The 23,630-nt window shown below is 71.3% G+C and carries 23 protein-coding genes; 9 read left to right on the top strand and 14 right to left on the bottom strand.

What is annotated here, in order from left to right; genetic code table 11:
* Positions 1-73: 73 nt before the first annotated feature.
* Genes OO54_RS22295 through OO54_RS22305 form a run of 3 tightly spaced genes read right to left on the bottom strand, consistent with a single transcriptional unit; the run spans position 74 to position 3,257 of the window.
* Entirely contained in the window at positions 74-1,579 is a 1,506-nt protein-coding gene (locus tag OO54_RS22295) for a type I glutamate--ammonia ligase (protein WP_033205736.1), read from the bottom strand.
* 2 nt (positions 1,580-1,581) lie between these two features.
* Positions 1,582-1,821 carry a hypothetical protein gene (locus tag OO54_RS22300; RefSeq protein ID WP_017237265.1) on the bottom strand — a complete coding sequence of 80 codons (240 nt, stop codon included), beginning with the start codon at positions 1,819-1,821 and terminating at the stop codon, positions 1,582-1,584.
* A complete protein-coding gene (locus tag OO54_RS22305) occupies positions 1,818-3,257 on the bottom strand; it encodes an amidase (RefSeq protein ID WP_234439379.1) in 1,440 nt (479 codons plus the stop codon). The genes OO54_RS22300 and OO54_RS22305 overlap by 4 nt, the downstream gene beginning before the upstream one ends.
* 199 nt (positions 3,258-3,456) lie before the next feature.
* Between OO54_RS22305 and OO54_RS22310 the strand changes: the two genes are divergently transcribed.
* The 4 genes from OO54_RS22310 (at position 3,457) to OO54_RS22325 (ending at position 5,725) form a co-directional block, all read left to right on the top strand.
* Positions 3,457-3,882 (top strand): carboxymuconolactone decarboxylase family protein, encoded by a 426-nt coding sequence (locus OO54_RS22310; protein ID WP_017237267.1) that lies wholly within the window; start codon positions 3,457-3,459, stop codon positions 3,880-3,882.
* An 18-nt stretch (positions 3,883-3,900) separates the two neighbouring features.
* Positions 3,901-4,563: a sulfotransferase family protein gene (locus OO54_RS22315; protein WP_033205669.1), complete on the top strand. Its 663-nt coding sequence runs from the start codon at positions 3,901-3,903 to the stop codon at positions 4,561-4,563.
* An 18-nt stretch (positions 4,564-4,581) separates the two neighbouring features.
* Positions 4,582-5,178: a dTDP-4-dehydrorhamnose 3,5-epimerase family protein gene (locus OO54_RS22320; RefSeq protein WP_033205672.1), complete on the top strand. Its 597-nt coding sequence runs from the start codon at positions 4,582-4,584 to the stop codon at positions 5,176-5,178.
* Between the two features lie 94 nt (positions 5,179-5,272).
* Positions 5,273-5,725, top strand: coding sequence for a nitroreductase/quinone reductase family protein (locus OO54_RS22325; protein ID WP_033205739.1), 453 nt, complete (start codon positions 5,273-5,275; stop codon positions 5,723-5,725).
* An 84-nt stretch (positions 5,726-5,809) separates the two neighbouring features.
* On the opposite strand, the gene OO54_RS22330 is transcribed toward OO54_RS22325, so the two are convergent.
* Complete coding sequence (locus OO54_RS22330; protein ID WP_051787096.1) at positions 5,810-6,820, bottom strand: Gfo/Idh/MocA family protein; 1,011 nt, start codon at positions 6,818-6,820, stop codon at positions 5,810-5,812.
* A gap of 206 nt (positions 6,821-7,026) precedes the next feature.
* Here OO54_RS22330 and rfbA point away from each other — a divergent pair, with 206 nt between their 5' ends.
* The gene (rfbA, locus tag OO54_RS22335; RefSeq protein ID WP_017237272.1) at positions 7,027-7,896 is read left to right on the top strand and encodes a glucose-1-phosphate thymidylyltransferase RfbA; all 870 of its coding nucleotides are present in this window, start codon (positions 7,027-7,029) and stop codon (positions 7,894-7,896) included.
* 58 nt (positions 7,897-7,954) lie between these two features.
* Complete coding sequence (locus tag OO54_RS22340; protein WP_033205676.1) at positions 7,955-9,028, top strand: nucleotide disphospho-sugar-binding domain-containing protein; 1,074 nt, start codon at positions 7,955-7,957, stop codon at positions 9,026-9,028.
* A gap of 172 nt (positions 9,029-9,200) precedes the next feature.
* Here OO54_RS22340 and OO54_RS22345 read toward each other — a convergent pair whose 3' ends face one another.
* Positions 9,201-10,382 carry a glycosyltransferase gene (locus OO54_RS22345; protein WP_017237274.1) on the bottom strand — a complete coding sequence of 394 codons (1,182 nt, stop codon included), beginning with the start codon at positions 10,380-10,382 and terminating at the stop codon, positions 9,201-9,203.
* A gap of 245 nt (positions 10,383-10,627) precedes the next feature.
* Here OO54_RS22345 and OO54_RS22350 point away from each other — a divergent pair, with 245 nt between their 5' ends.
* The 3 genes from OO54_RS22350 (at position 10,628) to OO54_RS22360 (ending at position 12,613) form a co-directional block, all read left to right on the top strand.
* Complete coding sequence (locus tag OO54_RS22350; protein WP_033205744.1) at positions 10,628-10,891, top strand: hypothetical protein; 264 nt, start codon at positions 10,628-10,630, stop codon at positions 10,889-10,891.
* A gap of 65 nt (positions 10,892-10,956) precedes the next feature.
* Positions 10,957-12,228: an adenylosuccinate lyase gene (gene purB / locus OO54_RS22355; RefSeq protein ID WP_078905293.1), complete on the top strand. Its 1,272-nt coding sequence runs from the start codon at positions 10,957-10,959 to the stop codon at positions 12,226-12,228.
* On the top strand, positions 12,212-12,613 hold the full coding sequence (locus OO54_RS22360; protein WP_017237277.1) for a GNAT family N-acetyltransferase: 402 nt from the start codon (positions 12,212-12,214) through the stop codon (positions 12,611-12,613). Before purB ends, OO54_RS22360 begins: the two co-directional genes overlap by 17 nt.
* 81 nt (positions 12,614-12,694) lie before the next feature.
* Here the strand turns inward: OO54_RS22360 and OO54_RS22365 are convergent, their stop codons facing one another.
* From OO54_RS22365 to OO54_RS22410, 9 genes are all read right to left on the bottom strand, one after another.
* Positions 12,695-14,632: a multicopper oxidase family protein gene (locus OO54_RS22365; RefSeq protein ID WP_234439380.1), complete on the bottom strand. Its 1,938-nt coding sequence runs from the start codon at positions 14,630-14,632 to the stop codon at positions 12,695-12,697.
* A gap of 91 nt (positions 14,633-14,723) precedes the next feature.
* Complete coding sequence (locus OO54_RS22370) at positions 14,724-16,508, bottom strand: ABC transporter ATP-binding protein (RefSeq protein WP_033205679.1); 1,785 nt, start codon at positions 16,506-16,508, stop codon at positions 14,724-14,726.
* 39 nt (positions 16,509-16,547) lie between these two features.
* On the bottom strand, positions 16,548-17,768 hold the full coding sequence (locus OO54_RS22375; protein WP_033205682.1) for a ketosynthase chain-length factor: 1,221 nt from the start codon (positions 17,766-17,768) through the stop codon (positions 16,548-16,550).
* The gene (locus OO54_RS22380) at positions 17,765-19,039 is read right to left on the bottom strand and encodes a beta-ketoacyl-[acyl-carrier-protein] synthase family protein (RefSeq protein ID WP_033205685.1); all 1,275 of its coding nucleotides are present in this window, start codon (positions 19,037-19,039) and stop codon (positions 17,765-17,767) included. Before OO54_RS22380 ends, OO54_RS22375 begins: the two co-directional genes overlap by 4 nt.
* Positions 19,036-19,362 carry a TcmI family type II polyketide cyclase gene (locus tag OO54_RS22385; RefSeq protein WP_033205688.1) on the bottom strand — a complete coding sequence of 109 codons (327 nt, stop codon included), beginning with the start codon at positions 19,360-19,362 and terminating at the stop codon, positions 19,036-19,038. The genes OO54_RS22380 and OO54_RS22385 overlap by 4 nt, the downstream gene beginning before the upstream one ends.
* Before the next feature lie 395 nt (positions 19,363-19,757).
* Positions 19,758-20,654 carry an ABC transporter permease gene (locus tag OO54_RS22395; RefSeq protein WP_033205691.1) on the bottom strand — a complete coding sequence of 299 codons (897 nt, stop codon included), beginning with the start codon at positions 20,652-20,654 and terminating at the stop codon, positions 19,758-19,760.
* On the bottom strand, positions 20,641-21,528 hold the full coding sequence (locus OO54_RS22400) for an ABC transporter ATP-binding protein (RefSeq protein ID WP_078905294.1): 888 nt from the start codon (positions 21,526-21,528) through the stop codon (positions 20,641-20,643). Before OO54_RS22400 ends, OO54_RS22395 begins: the two co-directional genes overlap by 14 nt.
* A gap of 38 nt (positions 21,529-21,566) precedes the next feature.
* Positions 21,567-22,679 (bottom strand): aliphatic sulfonate ABC transporter substrate-binding protein, encoded by a 1,113-nt coding sequence (locus OO54_RS22405; RefSeq protein ID WP_033205694.1) that lies wholly within the window; start codon positions 22,677-22,679, stop codon positions 21,567-21,569.
* The coding region (locus OO54_RS22410) for a sulfate adenylyltransferase subunit 1 (protein ID WP_033205696.1) at positions 22,679-23,630 on the bottom strand (952 nt) is incomplete at its 5' end. The genes OO54_RS22405 and OO54_RS22410, both read right to left, overlap by 1 nt.

The following is a 23,630-nucleotide window of genomic DNA, read 5'->3' on the forward strand; positions in this document are numbered from 1 at the left end:
TTCGGATCGGGTTTGTCGGGTGTGCGTGCGGGTGCGTCTCGGGCGTGCGGGGTCTGTGGGGGTGGCCGGCCGGTCAGAAGGCGCCGAAGTACTCTCGGTGCTCCCATTCGGTGACCTCGGCCGTGGGGCCGTCGGGGAGTTCGGCGGCGCACCAGGCGTCGAAGCGGGCGGCCTCGCTCTCCTTGAGCTTGACCAGGCACTCCTTGAGCGAGGGGCCGAGCAGTCGTTCGGCGCTGTCGCTCGCGCGGAAGGCCTCGATGGCCTCGGGCAGGGTCCTGGGCAGCGGGGGGCGGGGGACGTCGTCGGCGGGCACGCCGGACAGCAGTCCTTCGAGGCCCGCGTGCAGCTGGGAGGCGATGGCGAGGTACGGGTTGGCGCAGGGCTCGCCGATGCGGTTCTCGACGTGGGTCGAGCTGCCGCCGCTGAGGACCCGGACCATGGCGCTGCGGTCCTCGAAGCGCCAGTCGACGGAGGTCGGCGCGAGGGTGAACTCGGGGGAGAGCCGCCGGTATCCGTTCACGGTCGGTACGGACAGCAGGCAGAGCTCGCGGGCCCGGGAGAGCAGGCCGCCGATGTAGGCCTGGCCCTCGGCGGAGATGGCGTCCTGGAGGCCGTCGCCCTCGGCGAACAGGTTGACGTCGGTCTTGGTGCTGCTGACGGACTGGTGGAGGTGCCAGCCGCTCGGGTCGAAGCTCTCCAGGCGCGGCAGGGTCATGAACGAGGCGTGGTGGCCGCGGCGGCGGCACTCCTGCTTGAGCTGGGTGCGCAGCAGCAGCATCGCGTCGGCGGCGTCGAGCGCCAGCATCGGGTTGAAGGTCGTCTCCAGCTGCCCGGGGCCCGACTCGTGCTCGAAGGACCGCAGCGGCAGGCCGAGGCGGGCGAGCAGCGCGGCCAGCGGGTCGGCGATGTCGGCGACCGAGTCGTAGGCGCTGTCGAGGTTGAACTGGTAGCCGGGGTTCACGGCCGTCACCTCGGGGGCTGCGCCCTGGAGGCCGAAGCCGTTGCCGGCGTTCCCGACCGGTCCTCCACCGGTCAGCCTGGTGAGGTACCACTCCAGTTCGAGTCCGATGACCGGCGCGAGGTCCTCGCGTTCGTACGCGGCGCAGACCCGGCGCAGGACGCCCCGGGCGGACAGCGGGTGCGGGGTGCCGTCGCGGAGGTACTCGTCGCCGAGCACCCAGGCGGTCCTGGCCCCGTCCCTGGGCAGCACCTGGAAGGTCCGCGGGTCGGGGACGAGGACGAAGTCGCCGGCGCCGAGCAGTTCGCCGACGCCCACGCCGGCGTCGGCGAGGAAGTCGACGGCGACGGCGTGGCCGGTGTCGAAGAGGAACGGTCCGGCGCTGAAGTCCATGCCGTTGCGCAGCACCGAGCGGAAGACGTCCGCCGGCACGGTCTTGGAGCGGGCCAGGCCGTGCGGGTCGCAGAACACGACCCGGACGAGGTCGACGTCGTCCAGCTGGAGTTCGACCTGCTCGGCCGCCGCGGCCTGCCGGTCGTCCCAGAGCCCGAACTCGGCCACGAAGGAGGGGCGTCCGACGCCGCTCTCACCGCCGATCCGGGACCACGATCTCGAAGCCATGATCACTTGCCTTTCGCTGTGACACCGGGACGGGTCAGGGTGAGGCCGAGCGCCGTCGAGAGGAGCCCGGCGGCCGACAGGGCGAACAGGTCGTCGTCCGCCGGGTCCGCGGGCGCGGGGGCCGGGACGGGGACGGGCGCGGGGAAGGGGCGCCCGGCGTCCTTGGGGAGCGAGGCGAGCGCCGTCCGGAGGAGTGCGGCGGCGGAGGACATCAGGTCGTCGTCGAGCGTCCTGGGCGTCATGGTCGTCTTCCTTCCGTCGTGCTTCCGGGGGGAGCCAGGGTGAGGCCGAGCGCGGTCTCCAGGAGGCCGGCGGCCGAGAGGACGAGGCCGTCGTCGCCGACGCGGCCCACGAGTTGGAGCCCGACCGGCAGCCCGGCCGGGGTGAGGCCGACGGGCAGCGACAGGGCGGGCTGGCCGGTGAGGTTGAAGGGGTACGCGGCCGGGGACCAGGACAGCCACCGCAGGTCGGCGGGGTCGGCGGCCCATGGCGGGGCGATGGCGTCGGCGGCGAACGCCTCGATCGGCACGGTCGCCATGACCAGCAGGTCGTACGTCTCCATCACCGAGGCGAGCCGCGTGCGCAGGGCGAGCCGGGTCGCCTCGGCGCGGGCCACGGCGGCGCCGCTCAGCGAGCGCCCGTAGCGCACGACGGCCAACCTGCCCTCGTCGCACCAGGGTTCGTCCTCGGGCGCCGTGCCGTGCGCGTCGGCGGCGGCGAGGATGTCCACCAGCGCGCCGTACGGGTCGGGGAACGGGACCTCGATGCGGTCCACGCGGTGCCCGAGCGCCGTGAGCACCGGCAGGACGCCCTCGGTGACGTCACGGACGGGGCCGGACGTGCCCGGGAACTCGATCCAGCCGACGCGCAGCGGCGCGAGCGCCGCCGCGGGCACGGGCGGAGTGGTGGGGCCCGGGGCGGCGGCGCCCGAGTCGGGGTCGCGGTGGTCGGGCCCGGCGAGCACCGCCATCAGCTCGGCGACGTCCGCCACGCTCCGCGCCAACGGCCCGACGTGGGACAGCCGTTCGGCGCACGCCGGGACGTAGGGGATCCGCCCGTACGAGGGCTTGAACCCGACGACACCGCAGAACGAGGCGGGAATGCGCACCGACCCGGCACCGTCGGTGCCGAGGGAGGCGGTGCACAGGCCCGCCGCCACGGAGGCGGCCGAACCGCCGCTGGAACCGCCGGCCGTCCGGTCGAGGGCCCAGGGGTTGCGGGTGGCGGAGCCGAGCCGTCCGACGGTGCTCGCGCTCCACCCGTACTCCGAGGTCGTCGTCTTCCCGACCACGATCGCGCCGGCCGCGCGCAGCCGCGCCACGGAGGGCGCGTCGGCGGCGGTGCGGTGGTTGGGCAGCAACGAGCCGCGCCGGGTGGGGAGTCCCTCGGTCTGGATGAGGTCCTTCACCGACACGGTGACGCCGAGCAGCGGCCGGCCGCGGAAGGCGGCCGGGCCGAGCCGGGCGAGCAGCCGGTCGGCCGCCGCGGCCTCCCGCAGCGCGCGGGCCTCGGCCACCTCGACGTACGCACCGAGCTCAGGGTCGGTCCCACGGATGGCGCCGAGCACGTCGTCGACGTGCCCGGTGACCGTGGAATGACCTTCGAGAAGTAATTGGCGTGTTTCCTGAATGCCGTGGCAGATCGGCTGCCGGCTCTTCGTTGCGGTGGACTCTGACACGAGACCACTACAAGTCATCGGCTGAATTCCTGGCAACTTACGGATTGTCGTCGCGTTGCATCTGCTGAATTCCGCACTTGAACGGGATTTCTTGCGCAGGTGAAGGGCGGGGAGCAGCATGTTTCCGAGGTAATTCAACGTACTGACACGCACTCACACGCTACTTAATCGCACAGGAGAAGACCCGATGAGTCCACGGATGGACAACCCTTCGCTGGTCGTTCCCGGCGCCCTGCAGCCCCTGCTCGACCTGACCGAGGTCATCGGCAAGGTCGGCGTGCCGCAGACGACGCTCGACCTGGTCCGGCTGCTCGTCAGCGAGATCAACGGCCGCGTCTACACCCTTGAGGACATCGCGGACAAGGCGGACAAGCGCCTGGCCAAGGTGTCGGACTGGCGCAACCAGACCGTCTTCGACGACGCCGAGCGCTCCGCCCTCGCGATGGCCGAGGCCGTCACCCTGATGACGGACCCGGTGGACATGGCGCCGGACGAGGTCTGGGAGGAGTCCGCCAAGTACTACAACGACGAGCAGCTCGGCGCCATCGTCATGCACATCGGCCTGGTCAACTTCTGGAACCGCGTGAACGTGGCCACCCTCCAGGAACCCGCGGCCTTTCGCTGAGGAAGGGGACACGGCACCGTGCTGAAGCTCATCAACGCCGGTCTCGGCAGGACCGGCACCACGTCCCTGAAGGTGGCCCTCGACCGGCTCGGTCTCGGCACCTGCTTCCACATGTTCGACATCGTCGGTGACGGAGAGCGCCTCGAACAGTGGGCGAAGATCGTCTGTGACGGTGAGGAGCCCGACTGGGCCGCCCTGTACGACGGTTACACCTCCGCGGTGGACGGACCCTGCGCGGTCTACTACCGGCAGATCAGCGAGGCGTTCCCCGAGGCCAAGGTGATCCTCACGGTGCGCGAGGCCGAGGGCTGGTACCGGAGCACGTACGACACGCTCTACCAGTTCGTGCTCAAGAGCGCCGAGCACCCGCCGGAGCCCGGCTCCCGCCAGGCGCGGCTGCTCGACCTCACGAGCACCATGGTCTGGGACGGCGTCTTCGACGGCCGGTTCGAGGACAAGGACCACGCCATCGCGGCGTACCACCGCCACAACGAGGAGGTCGTGCGCGCCCTCGGCGCGGACAACGTCCTCGTCTACGACGTGAAGCAGGGGTGGGAGCCGCTGTGCGCCTTCCTCGGTGTCGACGTCCCCCAGGAGGAGTTCCCGCACGCCAACGACTCCGCGGCCATGCGGCAGCGGATCGCCGCGGCGGCCGGGGCCGGCCCGGTCTCCGCCGGTTGAGTCAGCGAGGAGCATGCGGTGTTGATCACTGAAATGGCGGTCCCCGGCGCGTACCGCGTCGAGCCCGAGCCGCTGAGCGACCGGCGCGGGTACTTCTTCGAGTCGGTGAAGACCAGCGCCCTGCTGGCCGACAGCGGCTGGGAGTTCGCGGTCCGCCAGGTCAACTACTCGGTGTCGAGACGGAACACCCTGCGGGGCATCCACGGCACCAAGGTCCCCCCCGGCCAGGCGAAGTTCGTCACGTGTGTCCGGGGGAGCGCGCTCGACATCGCCGTCGACCTCCGCGTGGGCTCCCCGACGTTCGGCCACTACGACGTCACCTACCAGAGCCCGGAGTCGGGGACGGCGGTCTACCTGCCCGACGGGGTCGGCCACGCGTTCCTCGCCCTCACCGACGACACGTGCATGAGCTACCTCTGCTCGCAGGAGTACGTGCCCGGGACGATGATCGACGTCGACGCGCTCGATCCGGAGCTGGCACTGCCGTGGAACCTGACGGAACCCCCCATCCGCTCGGACAAGGACGCGGTGGCCCCCACCCTGGCCGAGGCCGCGGCCGCCGGCCTGCTGCCGACCTACGAGCAGTGCCTGCCCCGCCCCTTCCTCGCTCTCTGAACATCGGATTCGGGTGGCGGGCGCGGCGGATGAACGCAAGAATTCGGATTTGATAATCGCGCCGTGAGGCGCGGGAAAATGTGTGGAGGTGGACATGGCGGAGACCAAGCGCAAGCCGGGAACGCCCGGGGCGTTCTCCCGGTGGATGCAGAAGCGAATGAACGCCCGAATGATCCGCAAGGTTCGCGACGGCAAGGCCACGTTCATGGGCATGGACGTGCTGATCCTCAACACGGTCGGCAGCCGCAGCGGTCAGCCGCGCGTCACGCCGGTGGCCTGGTTCGGCGACGGGAAGGACGCCTGGCTGAGCATCGCCTCGGGCGGCGGCACCCAGAACCCCGACTGGTACACGAACCTGATGGCCAACCCGGAGCGCGCGACGGTCGAGCTGCCCGGCGGCGACCCGGTGAAGATCACGCCCGTCAAGCTCGCGGGCGAGGAGCGCGAGGCGGCGTGGAAGCTCATCTCCACCGCGCAGCCCCGGATGATCAAGTACCAGAGCAAGTCCGAGCGCCAGTACCCGATCGTCAAGATGACCCCCCGGTAAGGCGGCTCGTACGAAAGAGCGGCAGCCGGTGTCCTCGGACACCGGCTGCCGCTCTTTCGTCCTCCGGCCCCCGCCGGCCGCCGCTCAGCGAGCGACGGCGGTGGCGTGGGCGCGGATCCGGGCCATCAACTCGGCCTGCCGCACCAGGTCGTGGTGGTGCGCGGCGCGCGCCGCCGGGTCGACGACGGCGTCGTGGAACGCCGAGAACACACCGAGGAACTGGTCCGAGGCCGGCGCCGCGATCCGCGTCTCACGGTCCCGCTGCTCCAGGCGCAGCACGGGACGCGCGTCCCGCGCCGGGGTGAAGGCCCACTCCAGGGTCAGCCGCCCCTCGGTGCCCCAGAGGTCGTACGTCGACCGGTAGCTGTGCGACAGCCCGAAGGAGCAGTTCGCGGTGACACCGGCGTCGTCGCGCAGCAGCGCCACGCCCGACACGTCCACGCCGAGCTCCGGCGCGAACTCCAGGCCGGCCCCCAGCACCGTCGGCGCCGCCCCGAGGTACGCCTGGGCGGCGCGCACCGGATAACAGCCGACCTCCCACAGGGACCCGCCACCGAGCTCCGCCTGGTACTTGATCCCGTTCGGGTCGGTCGGCGGGATGCCGAACACGCCGTTGAAGGCCCGGAGTTCGCCGATGGCCCCGTCGGCGAGGAGGGACTGCGCCAGATCGTGCTGGGGGTGGCGGAGGAACGCGAAGTTCTCCATGACGAGCAGTCCGCGCTCCTCGGCGAGCGCGACGAGTTCCCGCGCGGTCTCCTCGGTGGAGACGGCCGGCTTCTCGATCAGGACGTGCTTGCCCGCCTTCAGCGCCCGGCGCGCCCATTCGGCGTGCTCGCTGTTGGGCAGCGGGATGTAGACCGCGTCGACGCCGGGCTGTTCCAGGAGCCGTTCGTACCCGGCGACGGCCTCGCAGCCGTACGGGGCCGCCACGCCCTCGGCCTTCTCCAGGGCACGGCTCGCGACCGCCACCAGGTGGAACGGCGACTCCTGGACGGCCGGGAGGGCCCGCCGTACGGCGATGTCGGCGCAGCCGATGACGCCGATGCCGATGCCGGGCTTCCGGTCGGATTCCTGAAGGGGTGTCAGAGCTTCCATTTTCACAGATCCACCTAAACGACAAGAGGAATTCGCGTGCCTGAACCGGGATGAGGCCAGCATGGAGAGGGGGTGCATTGTTCGTCAATGCCGCCGGTATTCGCTCTTCCCGCCCGCGAGCGAGGTGACTTTCGACGGTGCGTTCTCCCGATATAAAGTGCGGGCATCCGCCAAATTGGCACCGAATAGATTGAGGAGGCGCCACGGTGAAGGGCATCATCCTGGCCGGCGGCAATGGTACGAGGCTCCACCCGATCACCCTCGGTGTATCAAAGCAAATGCTCCCGGTCTACGACAAGCCGATGATTTACTACCCGCTGTCGGCGCTCATGCTGGCCGGGATCACCGACATCGAGATCATCACCACCCCCGAGGACCAGGAGATGTTCCGCCGGCTGCTCGGCGACGGCTCGTGGCTCGGCATCAACCTGACCTACGCGGAGCAGGACAAGCCCCGCGGTCTCGCCGACGCGTTCCTCGTCTCCGCCGACCACATCGGCGACGACTCCGTCGCCCTGGTCCTCGGCGACAACATCTTCCACGGCTACGAGTTCGGCCCCATGCTCCAGCGCGCCTCGCAGGACCTGCGCGGCTGCGTCCTGTTCGGCTACCCGGTGCGCGACCCCGAGCGGTACGGCGTCGGCACCCTCGACGACCGGGGCCGGCTGATCGCCCTGGAGGAGAAGCCCGCCAAGCCGCAGACGAACCTGGCCATCACCGGGCTCTACCTCTACGACAACCAGGTCGTGGACATCGCCCGCGAGCTGAAGCCCTCGGAACGCGGCGAGCTGGAGATCACCGACCTCAACCGCGTCTACCTGGAGCGGGGCGAGGCCACGCTGATCCCGCTCGGCCGCGGCTTCGTCTGGCTCGACACCGGGACCCACGACGCGCTCATGGAGGCCGGCGACTACGTCCAGGTCCTCGAGCACCGGCAGGGCGTCCGCATCGCCTGCCTCGAGGAGATCGCCTGGCGCATGGGCTACATAGACCGCGAGACCTGTTACCGGCTCGGCAGCCGCCTCGCGAAGTCGTCCTACGGCCAATACATCATGGAAATGGCCGAGGCGGGCTGACCCCGAAAGAGCTCCGGAATCAACTGATCCGCATTCTCACGGAAGAGGTACGACCTCCATGAAAATACTGTTCACCGTCGGTGGCAGCCAGGCGGCCGTCTTCGGCGTCGCCCCCCTCGCCTCGGCCGCGCGGAACGCGGGCCACGAGATCCTGCTCGCCGCCGACGAGCCGCTGATGGAGGCCGCGGCCTCCGTCGGCCTGCCCGCCGTCTGCATCACCCCCGAACGCATGCGCTACGGCCAGGAGTCCATGACGGCCACCGTCCGGCTCGACGCCCTCCTGGAGCTCGCCGGATCCTGGACCCCCGACCTCGTCGTCGGCGGCCTCTCGCACGTCCCGCGGCTGCTCGCCGCCCGCCTGAAGGTCCCGTACGTCCGCCACATCTGGCACATCGCCCCGATGGCGCGCCGCGACCGCACCGCCGTGGCGGAACTCCAGCCGGAGCTGGAGCGCCTCGGCCTCGCCGAACTGCCGGACCCCGACCTCTTCATCGACCTCTGCCCGCCGCCGGTCCGCCCCGAGGGCGCCCCCGCCGCACGGTCGATGCGCTGGGTCCCGCGGGTCAGCCAGCGCCGCCTCGAACCGTGGATGTACACGAAGCCCGAGGGCCGCCGCCGCGTGCTCATCACCGCCGGCACCCGCAACCTGATGCTCGACACTCCCGGCAGCTCGCTGCGGAAGCTCGTGGACGAACTGACCGGGACCGGTGCCGAGGTGCTCATCGCCGCGCTCCCCGAGGCCGCCGAGAAGTACGGTGCCGAGCTCGGCGACGTACGCATCGGCTGGCTGCCCCTCGACGTCGTCGCCCCCACCTGCGACCTGGCGGTCCACCACGGCGGCGCCACCACCGCGATGACGCTGGTCAACTCCGGCGTGCCGCAGGTGATCATCCCCGACAACGGGTACGGCAAGGCCGTCGCGGAGTCGGTGGCCGGCTTCGGTGCCGCCCTGATGGTCGACAAGCACCGCCTCGCCGGCCGCGACGCCGACGAGGTGATCGTCGAGGCGTGCCGGACGATCCTGGCGGACTCCGGGTACGCCGAGCGGACCCGGCTCCTCGCCGCGGAGGCCGCCACGCTGCCCACCCCCGGCGAGGTGCTGCGCGAACTCGAGGCGCTCGTCGCCGCCTGACCCCCCACCGGAAAGGGCCGGCCGGTCTGCTGACCGTCCGGCCCTTCCGTGTGTCCGCGGCCGTCCGCTCCCGGTGACGACCGGCCGGCCCTCCACACGCCGATCGCCCCGGGACCGTGGAGAGGGGGCTCTCCGTGGTCCCGGGGCGACGGGCGTGCGCCGGACGGCGTGCTCAGCGGGAGACGAGGGCCTCCAGCTTGGGCACGATCTCGGCGGGCGTCGGCAGCGTCGAGATCTCCTTGGCGAGGAACTGCGTCCGCTCGGTGTAGCTCGGGTTCTCCAGGAGCTCCTTGCAGGCGGCCGCGATCGTCGCGCCGGGCGCCTGGTCGGGCTGCTCCTGCACCGGCCACAGCGTCTTGCCGGCGCCGAACCCGGTGATCGCCTTGGCGATCGACTCCCGGTGGTAGTTCGGGGGGAACTCCGGGGGGTTCTCCGGGATGATCAGCTGCGGCACGCCGTTGGCCATCAGGGTCGTGGCCGTGGTCGCGCCACCGTGGTGGACCGCCAGGTCACAGGTGGCGGCGGCGACGTCCATCGGGATCCAGCCGACGCGGGCGTCGCCCAGCTGCCCGCCGAAGCGTTCGGCGGCACCGGGGGAGGCGGCGATGAGCACCTCGGCCCCCAGCTTGTTCAGCTCGCTGACCAGCAGCGGCATGGACCAGCCCGGGTCGCGGAACATCAGGCTGCGGAAGCCCGAGGTGACGAGCACACGACGACGGCCTTCCGGCTTCGTGTACATCCAGCGCTCCAGGCGGCGCTGCGGGTTGCTGGGGATCCAGCGGATCGGCTGGGCCGTGGGGTCGTAGGACGGCCGCAGCGACGGCGGGGTGGAGTCGAGGAGCAGGTCGGGCTTGAGCAGCCCGTCCACGCCCAGGCGCTCCAGCTCGGGCCGGAGCTCCTCCTCCGCACCCGGGTCGATGCCGGTGAGCGGGATGCCCAGGTACTCGACCTGGCGGACGTACGGGACCTTGAGGTGCGCGGCGAGCAGCATCGCCGCGTAGCTCTGCGAGCTGCCGACGATGACGTCGGGGGTCCAGTCCTTCGAGAGTTCGAGGAGGGACTCGACGCCGGCCAGACCCATGCGGGCGAAGCCGCGGCCCTGGCCGAACATCTCCTCGTCACCGAGCTCGCGGGGGAACCGCAGACCCTTGCCGGGGTTGGTGATCCGCATGAAGTGCCGGATCGGGTCGACCGTGTAGCAGAACGTCGGAATTCCGATGGCCTCCGCGGTGTCCACCCACGGTTCGTGGGCGGCCAGCATGACCTGGTGACCCGCGTTCCGTGCGGCCGTCGCCAGCGGTGCGGCGGCGTAGAAGGTGGCCTGGCTGCCCGTGGTGATGAACAGGATTTTCATGGCACTCCGGATGCTTTTCGTGAGACGCGGCCTGACGTATTTGTGAACAGCACCGATGTTCCACAGCGCGCGCTTTTTCTGTCAATCGACAGCGAAAGGCGAGGGCGTTCGATTGCGGATTTCGCGCAGTTGAACACGGTGAACACTCGACCCTGTTGCCGCCGCACCGGGTCCTGACCACCATATGGTCAGGACGTGCAGGCGAGAAAGCCTCTTAAAAGCGGATACAGAAAGTGGTGGCCCACATGAACACGCTGATCTACAACGCCCGAATGGCTCTCCGGGACGTCATGGAAGTCAACATCTACACGCAGGGCAACGACAAGGTGTATCTGACCGTTTTCCCGGACCTGATCTGGGAGGGCACCGAGGAGACGCACACCGAGAAGGTCGTCCACGGCATCGTCGAGCGCCTGCACGACATGGACCTGGCCCTCGCCGGCGGCGACGCCGACGTCAAGACCCTCGTGAATTCCGGCGTCGTGGAGATCGTCCGCAAGGTCGCCTGAAATCCGGTGCGCCGCGCCGTCGCTTCCGGCGGGCCCGCGGCCATTCCTGAGGAGGTACGACGGTCGTGATCGCCCGTTATGCATTGCCCGAGATGACGGAGCTCTGGTCCGACCAGGCCCGCTACACCACCTGGGCCGAGGTCGAGGTGCTGGCCTCGGAGGCCCAGGCGCTCCTCGGGCGGGTTCCCGAGGCCGCCCTGGAGGACATCCGGCGGGCCAGGGTGCCGGCGGCGGCGCGCGTGGCGGAGCTGGAGCGGGACCGGGACCACGAGATCCTCTCCTTCCTCGCCGCGTTCTGCGAGGACCTGCCGGACGACTCCGCCCGGTGGGTCCACCTCGGGATGACGAGCTACGACCTGGTGGACACGGCGCTCGGGCACACCCTGGCCCGGGCCTGCGACCTCCTGATCGGCGCGGCGCGGCGGCTGCGCGGGGTGCTGGTCGACAAGGCGGTCGAGCACTGGGACACGGCGTGCATCGGCCGCACCCACGGCATGCACGCCGAACCCACCACCTTCGGCCACAAGATCGCCGGCTTCGCCTTCGCGGTCGACCGCTCGATCCGGCGTCTCGTGGACGCCCGTGAGCAGGTCGCGGTGGGCACCATCTCCGGCTCCGTCGGCACGTACGCGCTGATCGACCCCTTCGTCGAAGAGCACGTGTGCGCCGCTCTCGGTCTGGGTGTGGAGCCGGCGCCGAGCCAGGTCGTGGCCCGTGACCGGCACGCCCAGCTCGTCCAGGCGATCGCGACCCTCGGTGCCTGCGTCGAGCAGATCGCCGTCGAGGTCCGGCTGCTGTCCCGCAGCGAGGTCCGCGAGGTGGAGGAGCCGCGCACGGCCGCCTACCAGGGGTCGAGCGCCATGCCGCACAAGCGCAACCCGACGACCAGCGAGCGGCTCTCCGGCCTCGCCCGGCTGCTGCGCGGGTACGCCGGGACGATGCTGGAGAACGTGGCGCTCTGGCACGAGCGGGACCTGTCCCACTCGTCGGTCGAACGGGTCGTGCTGCCGGACGCGTTCACCGTCGCCCACTACCAGGTGACGGCGGCCGCCGACCTCGTCCGGGACCTCCAGGTGTTCCCGGACCGGATGCGGTCCGCGATCGACCAGACCAACGGCCTCGCCTACAGCTCGGCGGTCCTCGCCGACCTCCTGGAGAGCGGCAGCGAGCGGGAGAAGACCTACCGCATGATCCAGGACGCCGCGAACGGCGAGGACTTCTTCACCCTGCTCAGGACCGAGGGGATCGACGCCGATCCCGTCGGACCCGAGCGCTACCTGGTACACCACGACGTCATCTACAAGCGGTTGGAGAACCTTCGTGAGCTGGAGCATTGAGCGGGAGAACGGACCCGACCTCGACCTCGGGGACGTTCTGCGGGTCTACCGCGAGTCGGGCCTCGGCGAGCGCCGGCCCGTCGAGGAGACCGAGCGCATGGCGGCCATGGTGCGGAACGCCAACCTGGTCGTCACCTGCCGCGTCGACGGCGAACTCGTGGGCATCGCCCGCAGCATCTCGGACTTCTCCTACGTGACGTACCTGTCCGACATCGCCGTCGTCCGCGACCACCAGCGCTCGGGCATCGGCCGGGAGCTCATCGACGCGACCCGCAAGGAGGCGCCGCAGGCCAAGATCGTCCTGCTGTCGGCGCCCGCGGCGACCGAGTACTACCCGCACATCGGCTTCACCGCCCACCAGTCGGCCTGGGTCCTGAACCCCTGAGCCGTCCCCGTCCGCCCGTGCCCGCGTCCGTCCCCCGGCGCGGGCACCGGCATGTCCCCGCCCCCGTCGGCGGGAGCCTCGTCAGTGGTGGCCGCCGCCGTGCAGGTGCGCGGCCGGGGTCACCACGAGGGGCCGCATCATGTGCTGTTCGTGCTCCAGCATGTGGCAGTGGTGGACGCCCCTGCCGACGACCGGGAACCGGACCGCGACGGTGACCAGTTCGCCCGGGGTGCCGTTCGGCCCCGGCACGATCTGGCCCGCCGTGCCGACCCGGATGACGTCCTTCTCCCCGAGCTCGTGCGGTTCCAGGGCCGACGCCGCCCTGAACGCGATCGGCCGGGCCGAGCCGCGGGCGATCCGGTCGAAGCCGGTGATGTCGTAGCTCTCCCTGGACATCACCTGGAAGTGCGCCAGATGGATGTGCATGGGGTGGGGCGCGGCCGTGAGGTTGAGGTACTTCCAGATCTCCGTGCCGCCGTGCGCCGTGGTGATCGTGTTGCCGTCGTCGTACGCCATCGACGTCCTGCGCAGGGTCGTGACGGTCCCCGCCGCGTCGCGGACCTGGACGACGCCGGCGGCCGGGAAGGCGAGGCCCGCCGGGTCGATCTCCTCCATCTCCCAGAGCTCCGGCATGTTCCCCGTGCCGGGACCGACCGTCACGATCCACCGGTGGCCCCGGTCGTGCGGCAGGTCGTCGTGGGTGAGGCGCTTGAAGGTGGGGGAGAGGACCTCGGGCAGCGTGAACCGCTTCGAGGGCTTCCGGTCGGCGACGCGGAACTGCATGACGTCGGGTTCGAGGAGGTCGTTGCGCCGGTCGGGGGCGCCGGGCGTGACGCCCTGGAGGGTGTTGACCAGTTTCACCGCCCGTCCGCGGAACGCGCTGAAGTCGACCAGCACGTCGACCCGTTCGCCGGGGGACAGGTTGATCGCCCCGTCGACCGCCACCGGCCGGTCGATCAGGCCGTGGTCGGTGCCGATCACCTGGAACGCGCCCGGTACGGGCACGCCGTCCGCGAGGAGCATCAGCCGGTAGATCCGGGAGTTCGCGGTGTTGACGATCCGGAACCGGTACCAGCGCGGATCGACCTCCAGATAGGGCCAGATCACACCGTTGACCAGGGTGTACGGGGCGGCGTGCGGGCGCATCAGCCGCTGCGCGCCGACCATCTCCACCTTGTGGAGCAGCCGGCCGGTGAGGGCGCCCGTCGCGTCCGTCACGAAGTTGCGGTCGCCGAGGATCAGCGGCACGTCGTGCGCGCCCTTGGGCAGGCCGAGCGCCCGCTCCTCCGCGTTGCGCGAGACGAAGAGCCCCGCGAGTCCCGCGTACACGCTGAAGCGGCTGAGGTGATGGGTGTGGTCGTGGTACCAGAGCGTCGTGGCGGCCTGGGCGTTCGGGTACGCCGACAGCTGGACGTCGCCCGGGCCGATCAGGTTCTCCATCCAGCCGTCGTTGCCGCCGCCGGTCAGCATGCCGTGCAGGTGCGCGGCGCCCCACGGCGGCATCGCCGCCACCCCGGGCACCTCCTGACAGCCCTCCGCGCCCGGGTAGTTGGAGAGCGGGTCGGTCATCGGGCCCTTGGCCTGGCCGAAGTCGACGGCGGTCAGCGGTATGTCGCCGGTCAGGTGGTTCTCCCAGGCGACCCGCAGCGGCCGGCCGCTGACCGTCTCGATCGTCGGCCCCGGGTAGACGCCCTCGTACGTCCACATCGTCACCGGCGGGAGTTCCGAGTGCAGGGTGACGTCGGCGGTGCGCATGCGCACGGTCAGCTCGTCGTGGTCGCCGCGCTCGCGGGGCCGGAGCACCGGCGGTATCCGCAGCGGGTCCCTGAACTTGGTCAGCATCAGCCCGGCGGCCGACGGCTCGGGCGCGCCGGGGGCGGCTACGGCCGCGGCCCCCGACCTGGTGAAGGCGGGGACCGCGGCGGCCATCGCGGCCAGGCCGGCGACGGAGCCGTAGCGGAGCACGGTACGCCGGTTCGGTCCGGGAAGGTCGATTCCTTCGGGATGTGTCGGTTCCATGCGGGGAAGCTAGGAACGTCCGCTCACGTCGTGCTCGAGTTCGGCTGCAGGTTTCCGGCCAATCCTGTTCCGCTTGTGTTTGGGACGCCCCCTAGCGCAGCGCCACCGCCATCTCGGTGTCCCGGTTGACCAGCGTCGCGTAGTGGCCGCCGAGCGAGAGGAGCGCGTCGTGGGTGCCGCGCTCGGCGACCCGGCCCCGGTCGAGCACGATGATCTCGTCCGCGTCCCGGATGGTGGACAGCCGGTGGGCCACCGTGATGGTCGTACGGCCGGCGCTCGCCGCGTCGATCGCCCCCTGAACGGCCTGCTCCGTCTGGGTGTCCAGGGCACTGGTCGCCTCGTCGAGCACCAGGATCGGCGGGTCGCGCAGGATCGCGCGGGCGATCGCCAGACGCTGCTTCTCCCCACCGGAGAACCGGTACCCGCGCTCGCCGACCACCGTGTCGTAACCGTCCGGCAGGGACATCAGATAGTCGTGGATCTGCGCGATCCGGGCCGCCGCGACCAGCTCCTCGTCGGTGGCCTCCGGCTTCGCGAACCGAAGGTTGTCGGCCACTGTCGCGTGGAACAGGTACGTCTCCTGGGAGACCACCCCGACCGTTGCCGCGAGCGTCGCGAACGACAGGTCGCGCACGTCGACGCCGTCGATCGTGACCGTGCCCGACGTCGGGTCGTACAGACGCGGGATGAGGTAGCTGAGCGTGGTCTTGCCCGAACCGGTCTCCCCGACGATCGCGAGGCTCCGCCCGGCGGGCACGGTCACGTCCACCCCGTCGAGCGTCGGCCGCTCGGCGGAGGCGTACGAGAAGCCGATGCCCCGCATGCGGACCTCGCCCCGCAGCTCCTTCGGCTCCACCGGGTGCTCCGGCTCGGCGACGTCCACCGGCAGGTCGAGGTACTCGAAGATCCGGCCGAACAGTTCGAGGGAGCTCTGCAGGTCGATCCCGATCGTCAGCAGCCGCTGCGCCGGCCGGAACAGGGCCTGCTGGAGCGTGGTGAAGGCGACCAGCGCGCCGATCGAGATGGCCATGTGACCACCGCTCCCGGTCAGCCCCGCCACCCAGTAGATGACCGCGGGCATGGAAGCCATGACGACCCAGATCGTCGACTGGTACCAGAGGCCCGCCGTGCTCGCCCGCACCTCGATCTCGGTGAGCTTGCGGGACTGCAGGGCGAAGTTGTCGGTCAGCGACCGCGCACGGCCCATGGTGTGGCCGAGCATGATCCCGCTGACCGACAGCGACTCCTGCACGATCGACGACAGGTCGGCGAACTGCCGCTGCCGGTCACGGGTGATGACCCGCCGCTCGTCGCCGACGTGCCGGCTCACCCACACGAACGCCGGCAGGATCACCAGCGACGCGATCGTGAGCCGCCAGTCCAGCAGCGCCATCGCCGTGGTCGTCGCGACGACGATGGTCACGTCCGACACCAGCGCCGTGGCCGTGGTCGTCACGGTGACCTGCATCCCGCCGATGTCGTGCGCGATGCGCGACTGCACCTCGCCGGTGCGGGTCCGGGTGAAGAAGGCCAGCGACATGCGCTGGAGGTGTTCGTACACGGCCGTGCGCAGGTCGTGCATGACGAGCTGGCCGATCTTGGCGGACACATGGGTCTGCCAGACGTTGAACGTACTCGTCGCGATCGACACGACGATCATGCCGAGGGCGAGTACGGACAGCAGCCCGGTCCGGCCCTGCGGCAGTGCCACGTCCATGATCTCGCGGATCAGGAACGGGTTGACGAGGGAGACCAGGGACGAGCCCACGACCAGCGACGCGACGAACAGCAGGTTCCGCCGATACGGGCGGAACAGCCGGAGGATGCGGCGTTTCTGGGCGGGGAGAGGAGCGGTTGCCGACCCGGTGGTGCTCACCCTGGTCTCCTTCTCTTTCGGCTTTTCCGGCGCTTGCGGTCAGTTCCAGTCGACGGCACGCACGACGACGGCGGAGTTGAAGCCGCCGCGGCCCCGTGCGAGCACGAGCGCCGTGGTCACCGGGACGTGCCGTTCCTCGGTGACCAGGTCGAGGTCGTAGTCGGGGGAGAGGGTGACGTTCGCCGTCGGCGGGATCACCCCGTCCCGCATGGCGAGGAAGGCGGTGGCCACGTCCAGCGGCGCGGCCCCCGAACCCAGTCGGCCCGTCATGGTCTTGGGCGCCGTGACCGGGACCGCCCGCGACCCGAAGACCCCGGTGATCGCCGTCGCCTCGATCCGGTCCAGCTCCGGGCTGCCGGCCGCGTCGGCGAAGACGACGTCGACGTCGCCCGCCGACACGCCCGCGTCGGCCAGCGCGATCTCGATCGCCTTCCGCAGCGTCGGCTCGCGCCCGCTGTCCGGCGCCGGGTCGAACGTGGAGCCGTAGCCGAGGATCTCCCCGTAGACCCGGGTCGCGCCGCGACGGCGGGCCGCCTCGGCGTCCTCCATGATCAGCAGGGCGCCGCCCTCGCCGGGCACGTAGCCGGACGCCTCGGCGTCGAAGGGCAGGTACGCCCGGTCGGGCCGCTCGTCGGTGCTCATGTCGCCGGTGGTCAGCTGGGCCACCCACCCCCACGGGCAGATGGCGGCGTCGACACCGCCGGACAGGATCAGATCGCTGCCCTTGCGGACCAGCCGGCGCGCGTGCGCGAGCGCGTCGAGCCCGCCCGCCTGGTCGCTGACGACCACGCCGCTCGGGCCGCGCAGCCCGTGCCGGATCGAGATCTGGCCGGTGTTCACCGCGTAGAACCAGGCGAACGACTGGTACGCGCTGACGTACTGGCTGCCCTGGCTCCACAGGTTCTGCAGCTGGCCCTGGCCGAACTCGAAGCCGCCGGAGGTGCTGGCGGTCATCACGCCCATGCCGTACTCGTCCGCCTCCTCCGTGCTCACCCCGGCGTCGCCCAGGGCGTGCTCGGCGCCGACGAGCGCCAGCTGCGTCATCCGGTCGGTCTGCGGGATGAGCCTGCTCGGCAGGTGCTCCTTGACCTCGAACCCGTCCACCTCGCCGGCGAGCTTCGACGGGTACCGCTCCGGATCGAAGCGCGTGATGCGGCGGATGCCGCTCCTGGACGCGCGGGTGGCGTCCCAGTACTCCTCCGTGCCGAAGCCGTTCGGGGAGACGATGCCGATGCCGGTCACCACGACCTGGGTGCTCATGCCGTCGTGTTCCTGTCCGGTCGGGCGAGGACCATCGCGCTCTGGAAACCGCCGAACCCGCTGCCGACGGTCAGTACCGCGTCGGTACGCCAGTCGCGCGCGGTCAGCGGCACGTAGTCGAGGTCGCAGTCGGGGTCGGGCTTGTGCAGGTTGGCGGTCGGTGGCACCACGTTGTTCTCCATGGCCAGGACGGAGGCGGCGATCTCGATCGAGCCGATCGCGCCGAGCGAGTGCCCGACCATCGACTTGATCGAGCTCACGGGGGTGTGGAAGGCGTGCTCGCCGAGGCTGCGCTTGAACGCGCTCGTCTCGTGGCGGTCGTTCTGCTTGGTTCCCGAGCCGTGCGCGTTGATGTAGTCGATGGCCTGCGGGGCGAGCTTCGCCTCGTCGAGCGCCGAGCGGATCGCCTCGGCCATCTCCCGGCCGTCGGGACGCAGCCCGGTCATGTGGAAGGCGTTGCAGCGGCTGGCGTACCCGGCGATCTCGGCGTAGATGTGGGCCCCGCGACGGCGCGCGGACTCCAGCTCCTCCAGGACGAACATCGCGGCGCCCTCGCCGAGGACGAAGCCGTTGCGGGTCAGGTCGAAGGGCCGGGAGGCGTGCTCCGGGTCGTCGTTGCGCGGGGTCGTCGCCTTGATCGCGTCGAAGCACGCGACGGAGATCGGCGAGATCGGCGCGTCCGTGGCACCCGTGACGACCACGTCGGCCGAGCCGTCGCGGATCAGCTCCGCCGCGTAGCCGACCGAGTCGATGCCCGAGGTACAGCCGGTGGAGACCACCGTCGAGGGGCCCTCGGCGCCGACCGCCCAGGCGACCTCGGCGGCGAAGGAGCTCGGGACGAAGTAGTTGTAGAGGTGGGGGACCGCGTACTCGTGGTCGACGAGGTCGAGCCGGCCGCCGTCGCTGACGACCCGGTACTCCTCGTCGAGCCCCATGGTGGCGCCGACGGCACTGCCGACCGCCACGCCCACCCGGTGCGGCTCGACCGCGCCGAGTTCGAGACCGCTGTCCGCCAGCGCCTCGCGGGCCGTGACCAGCGCGAACTGCGCGGCCCTGTCGGTGCGCCGGATCTCCTGGGGGGTGAGCCCGTGCTCGTACGGGTCGAAGTCGATCTCGGCCGCGATCCGGGAACGGAACGGCGTCGGGTCGAAGAAGGTGATCCCCCGCGTCGCCGTACGCCCCTCGCTGAGCAGGCCCCAGAAGTTCTTGGTGCCGATGCCGCCCGGAGCCGTCACGCCGACGCCGGTGATGACCACGCGCCGGCCGGTCACGCCGACTCCCAGGTGTAGAACCGCTTCGCCATGGCGTCCGCGGGCGAACGCCAGGTCGCCGGGTCGTACGCCTCGATGAACGGCTTCAGGTCCTGGCTGATCCCGACGAAACGCGGATCGCTCTTCGCCTGTTCGATGAGCTCGCCACCGTTGTCGTCGTCGAAGTCCTGAAGGTGGAAGTAAAGGCCGTTGTACATGAAAAGCTGACGTCGCCGCGTCCCCATGCGGTGCGGCATCTCGGTCTCGTCGAAGGCCGCGAAAAGCCGAGCCACGTCAGCACTCGAACGAGCATCCATTCTGGCCACTATCAGATTGCTGTGCATTCGACCGCCTCCTCGATGATTTGCTGCGCCTATCGCAGATGCTTGACCAGTGCCGCCCATGTGGCGAGCTCCTCTTCCGACAGCGGTGGCAGGCAGGGCTGGTCGGCAAGCGGGATTCCGAAGTCCCTCCCGTCGTAGGGGGGATACATTCCGCTCCACGCAAAACCCATCCACATCAGGCCCTCACCGAAGTTCTTCGATAGGGATCGCATGGCGGACCTGAGCCTCGCGCCCATGTCAATCTCCATTCGCCGGGAACCACCCACCGCCACCTTGTGCGATGTCCCTCAAGGAGGGGTCGGAGGTGCATCGAATTCCGCTGGAGAGGTTGAAGAGGCAACGTGAAAGGGGCGGTTCCCCGAAGGAACCGCCCCTTTTCGGCAGGAACGCAGGAATTACTCCGCGGCGACGAGCAGCCCCCGGGCGCGCAGCACCCTGCGCTCCACCGGAGCGAAGACCAGCAGGTCCACGGCGACGCCGACGACGAAGATCAGGAGGATGCCGAGCAGCACGCCGGCCATGTCGGAGAACTCCCGCTGGTTCTCCAGGTACCGGCCGAGGCCGAGCCCCAGGTCGGGGGAGGACGCGATCAGTTCGGCGGCCATCAGCGACCGCCAGGAGAACGCCCACCCCTGCTTGAGCCCCGCCAGATAGCCGGGCAGGGCCGCGGGCAGCAGGACGTGCCGGGCGCCCCGCAGCCCGGTCGCGCCGAGCGTACGGCCCGCCCGCAGGAACAGCGGCGGCACCTGGTCGACGCCCGCGATCAGCCCGTTGGCGATCGACGGCACCGCACCCAGCAGGATCACCGCGTACATGGCGGAGTCGTCGATGCCCAGCCAGATGACGGCGGCCGGCACCCAGGCCACCGACGGCAGCGACTGGAGCCCCGACAGCACCGGCCCGAGGGCGGCCCTGACCGGCTTCACCCGGGCGACGAGCAGACCGATCGGCGTTCCGATCGCGACGGCCGCCAGGAAGCCCGAAAGGCCGCGCCAGACGCTGGTCCAGACGATCGAGAACAGCGTGCCCTCGTACCAGAGGTCGGTGAGCGCGCCCCAGACGGCCGCCGGGCTCGGCAGCTTGTCGGGCGTGGTCAGCCGCAGGCTGTACGCGAGCTGCCAGGCGCCGAGCACCAGCACGGCCCCGAGTACCGGCGGCAGCACCTTCTCCCGCAGCACCCGGCCGGGCGGGACGCGCGGCGCCCGCACGGCCTCCAGGGCGTCGAGACCGGCGCCGACCCCGGCGGAGTCGTCCACCGGGGGCGGCGTGAGGAGGGTGTCACTGCGGGACATGGCGGCGGATCTCCCCACGCAGGTGCTCGGTGATGTCGGTGGTCAGCTCCGCGGCCCGGGCGGACTCGGCGCGCAGCGCGTTCGGCAGGTCGATCCGCCACTCCCGGGCGACCCGGCCGGGCCGGGAGGAGAGCAGGACGACGCGCTGCGCGAGCCGTACGGCCTCGCGGACGTTGTGCGTGACGAACAGGACGGTGAGCCGGCGCTCGCGCCAGATCCGGGTGATCTCGTCGTGCAGCACGTCCCGGGTGATGGCGTCGAGCGCGGCGAACGGCTCGTCCATCAGCAGCACCCCGCCGCCCTGGGCGAGCGCGCGGGCCAGGGCCACCCGCTGCCGCATCCCGCCGGACAGCTCGTGCACCCGCTTGCCGTGCGCGCCGCCCAGCCGGACGAGTTCGAGGAGCCGTTCGGCCTCGGGCCGCCGCTCCGGGCGCGGCACGCCGGCCAGGCGCAGGGCCAGTTCGATGTTCCCGCCGGCGGTCAGCCACGGGAACAGCGCGTGGTCCTGGAACATCAGCGCCGGGCGGGCGCCGGGCACCTCGATGGTCCCGGAGCTCGGCCGGTCGAGGCCCGCCACCAGGTTCAGCAGGGTGGACTTGCCGCAGCCCGAGGCCCCGACGAGGGTGACGAACTCGCCCGGCGCCACGTCCAGACTGATGTCGTCGAGCACGGGCGCGGCCGCGCCGGGTCGGCCGAAGGCCTTCGTGACGTGCGCCAGCCGGACGGCGGGCCGCCCGTCCGCGGCCCCGGCACCGGTCTCGGGGGCCGCCGTCCCGGGTGCGCTCTCCGGGGTGCCCGGGGTGCCCGGGGTGCCCGGGGTGCCCTTGGGGGCGTCCTCCGGGGCGTTCTGCGGGGTGGTCAGTGCCGTGGTCATGCCGGACACCTCCTGCGTCTCGGTCGGGTACGGGGGTGCTACCGGGCGCCGAGTCCGGCGTCCGGCACGGCGGGCCGGCCCGCCGCCTTCAGCACCTTGTTCAGCAGGGTCAGGTCGTAGATCCCGGCGAGGTCGGGGCTTTCGAGCAGGCCCGCGGCGACCGCGTGGGCGGCCTCGGCCCGCAGGGTGCCGGCCAGCGGGTCGTCGAGGAACTCGATGCTCCGCCATGCCGGGTCGAGGACCTCGGGCGGCAGCGCCTTGCCGGTGTCCTGCCGGATGCGCGCGTCGGCGTCGGCCTTCGCCCGCTCCGGCTCGGCCCCGATGTACGCGTTGGCGGCCACCGCGCCGCGCAGCACGGCCTCGACGACGTCCGGGTGCGCGGCCAGGAACCGCTGCGAGACGACGACGTTCGTGATGACGAACCGGCCGTCCGGCCACAGCGACCGCTCGTCGAGCAGCACCTTCGCGCCGAGCGCGACGAGCCGGGAGGCGGTCGGCTCGGGCACCCAGGCGCCGTCGACGGCGCCCGAGGCGTACGCGTTCGGGGTGACCTTGTTGTCCGTGCGGACGACGGCGACGTCGCCCGCGCCGGAGGCCGGGTCCACCCGGTGGCCCCGGCCCGCCAGGTAGTGGAGGAGGGCGACGTCCTGGGTGTTGCCCAGCTGGGGAGTGGCGATCCGCTTGCCCCGGAGGTCGTCGAGGGAGGCGATCCGCGCCGGGTTCACCACGAGCTTCACGCCGCCGGAGGCCGAACCGCCCACGATCCGCAGGGCCTTGCCGCCGGATCGGGTGTAGCCGTTGATCGCGGGGGAGGGACCGATCCAGCCGATGTCGATCGCCCCGGCGTTCAGCGCCTCGATCGCGGACGGGCCCGCGTTGAAGACCTGGGTCCTGATCGCGGTCCCGCCCAGCTCCTTCTGGAACAGGCCCTTCTGCAGGCCCACGAGGGCGGTGCCGTGGGTCAGGTTCGCGAAGTAGCCGATCCGCACGGTGTCGGCGGAGAGCTTCGGTCCCACGGTGCCCGCCGCGGGCAGCACCGCCGGGGCGCGGTCGTGGGCCCGGGAGCCGTAACCGCAGGACGACAGCAGCCCGGCGACGGTCAGGACCGCGACGGCGGCTCTGGCGGCCGCTCGCCCGAGGCCCCTCCGCATCAGAACCGCTCTCCGTCGCCGGGCGCGGGTACGGCCCCGAAGGCCTCGCCCGCCATGCCGGCGGTGAGCGTGGTGCCGTCGGCCGGATCGATCAGCAGGAACGATCCCGTACGCCGGTTGTCGGCGTAGTCGTCGAGCGCCAGCGGCTCGGCGGCGCGCAGCACCACGTGGCCGATGTCGTTGCCGTGCAGCCCCTCGGCGCCGGAGCGCCGTTCGAGGGTGCCGATGTCGATCCGGTACGAGATGTCCTTGACCAGCGCGCGCACGGTCCGGGTGGTGTGCTTGATCAGCACCTTCGCCCCGACGTGCAGCGGGCGTTCGTCCAGGTGGCAGACGCTGGCCTCGATGTCCCGGGTGGGCACCGGGGTCCGGCCGCCGGCGGCTATCAGGTCGCCGCGGGATATGTCGATGTCGTCGGCGAGCCGGACGGTGACCGACTGGGGCGCCCAGGCGGCGTCCGCCTCCTTGCCGAGCGCGTCGACGCCCGCGACGGTGGTGGTGCGCCCGGAGGGCAGGACGGTGACCGGGTCGCCGACCCGCAGCACCCCGGAGGCCAGCTGACCCGCGTAGCCCCGGTAGTCGGGGTGCTCGGCGGTCTGCGGGCGGATCACGTACTGGACGGGGAACCGCACGGGCTCCCGGCCCGGGTCGCTGCCGACCGGGACGGTCTCCAGGTGCTCCAGGAGGGTCCGCCCGCCGTACCAGTCCATGTGGGCCGAGGGCTCCACCACGTTGTCGCCGGCCAGCGCCGAGAGCGGGATCGCCACCACGTCCCGGACGCCGAGCTCGGCGGCGTACGTCGTGAACTCCTCGGCGATCGCGGCGAAGACGGGCTCGGCGTAGTCGACGAGATCCATCTTGTTCACGGCCAGGACCACGTGCGGGACGCGGAGCAGGGCGGCGACGGCGGCGTGGCGGCGGGTCTGCTCGACGACGCCGTTGCGGGCGTCG

The sequence above is a fragment of the Streptomyces wedmorensis genome (assembly GCF_000716445.1).
Classification (GTDB): Bacteria; Actinomycetota; Actinomycetes; order Streptomycetales; family Streptomycetaceae; genus Streptomyces; species Streptomyces wedmorensis.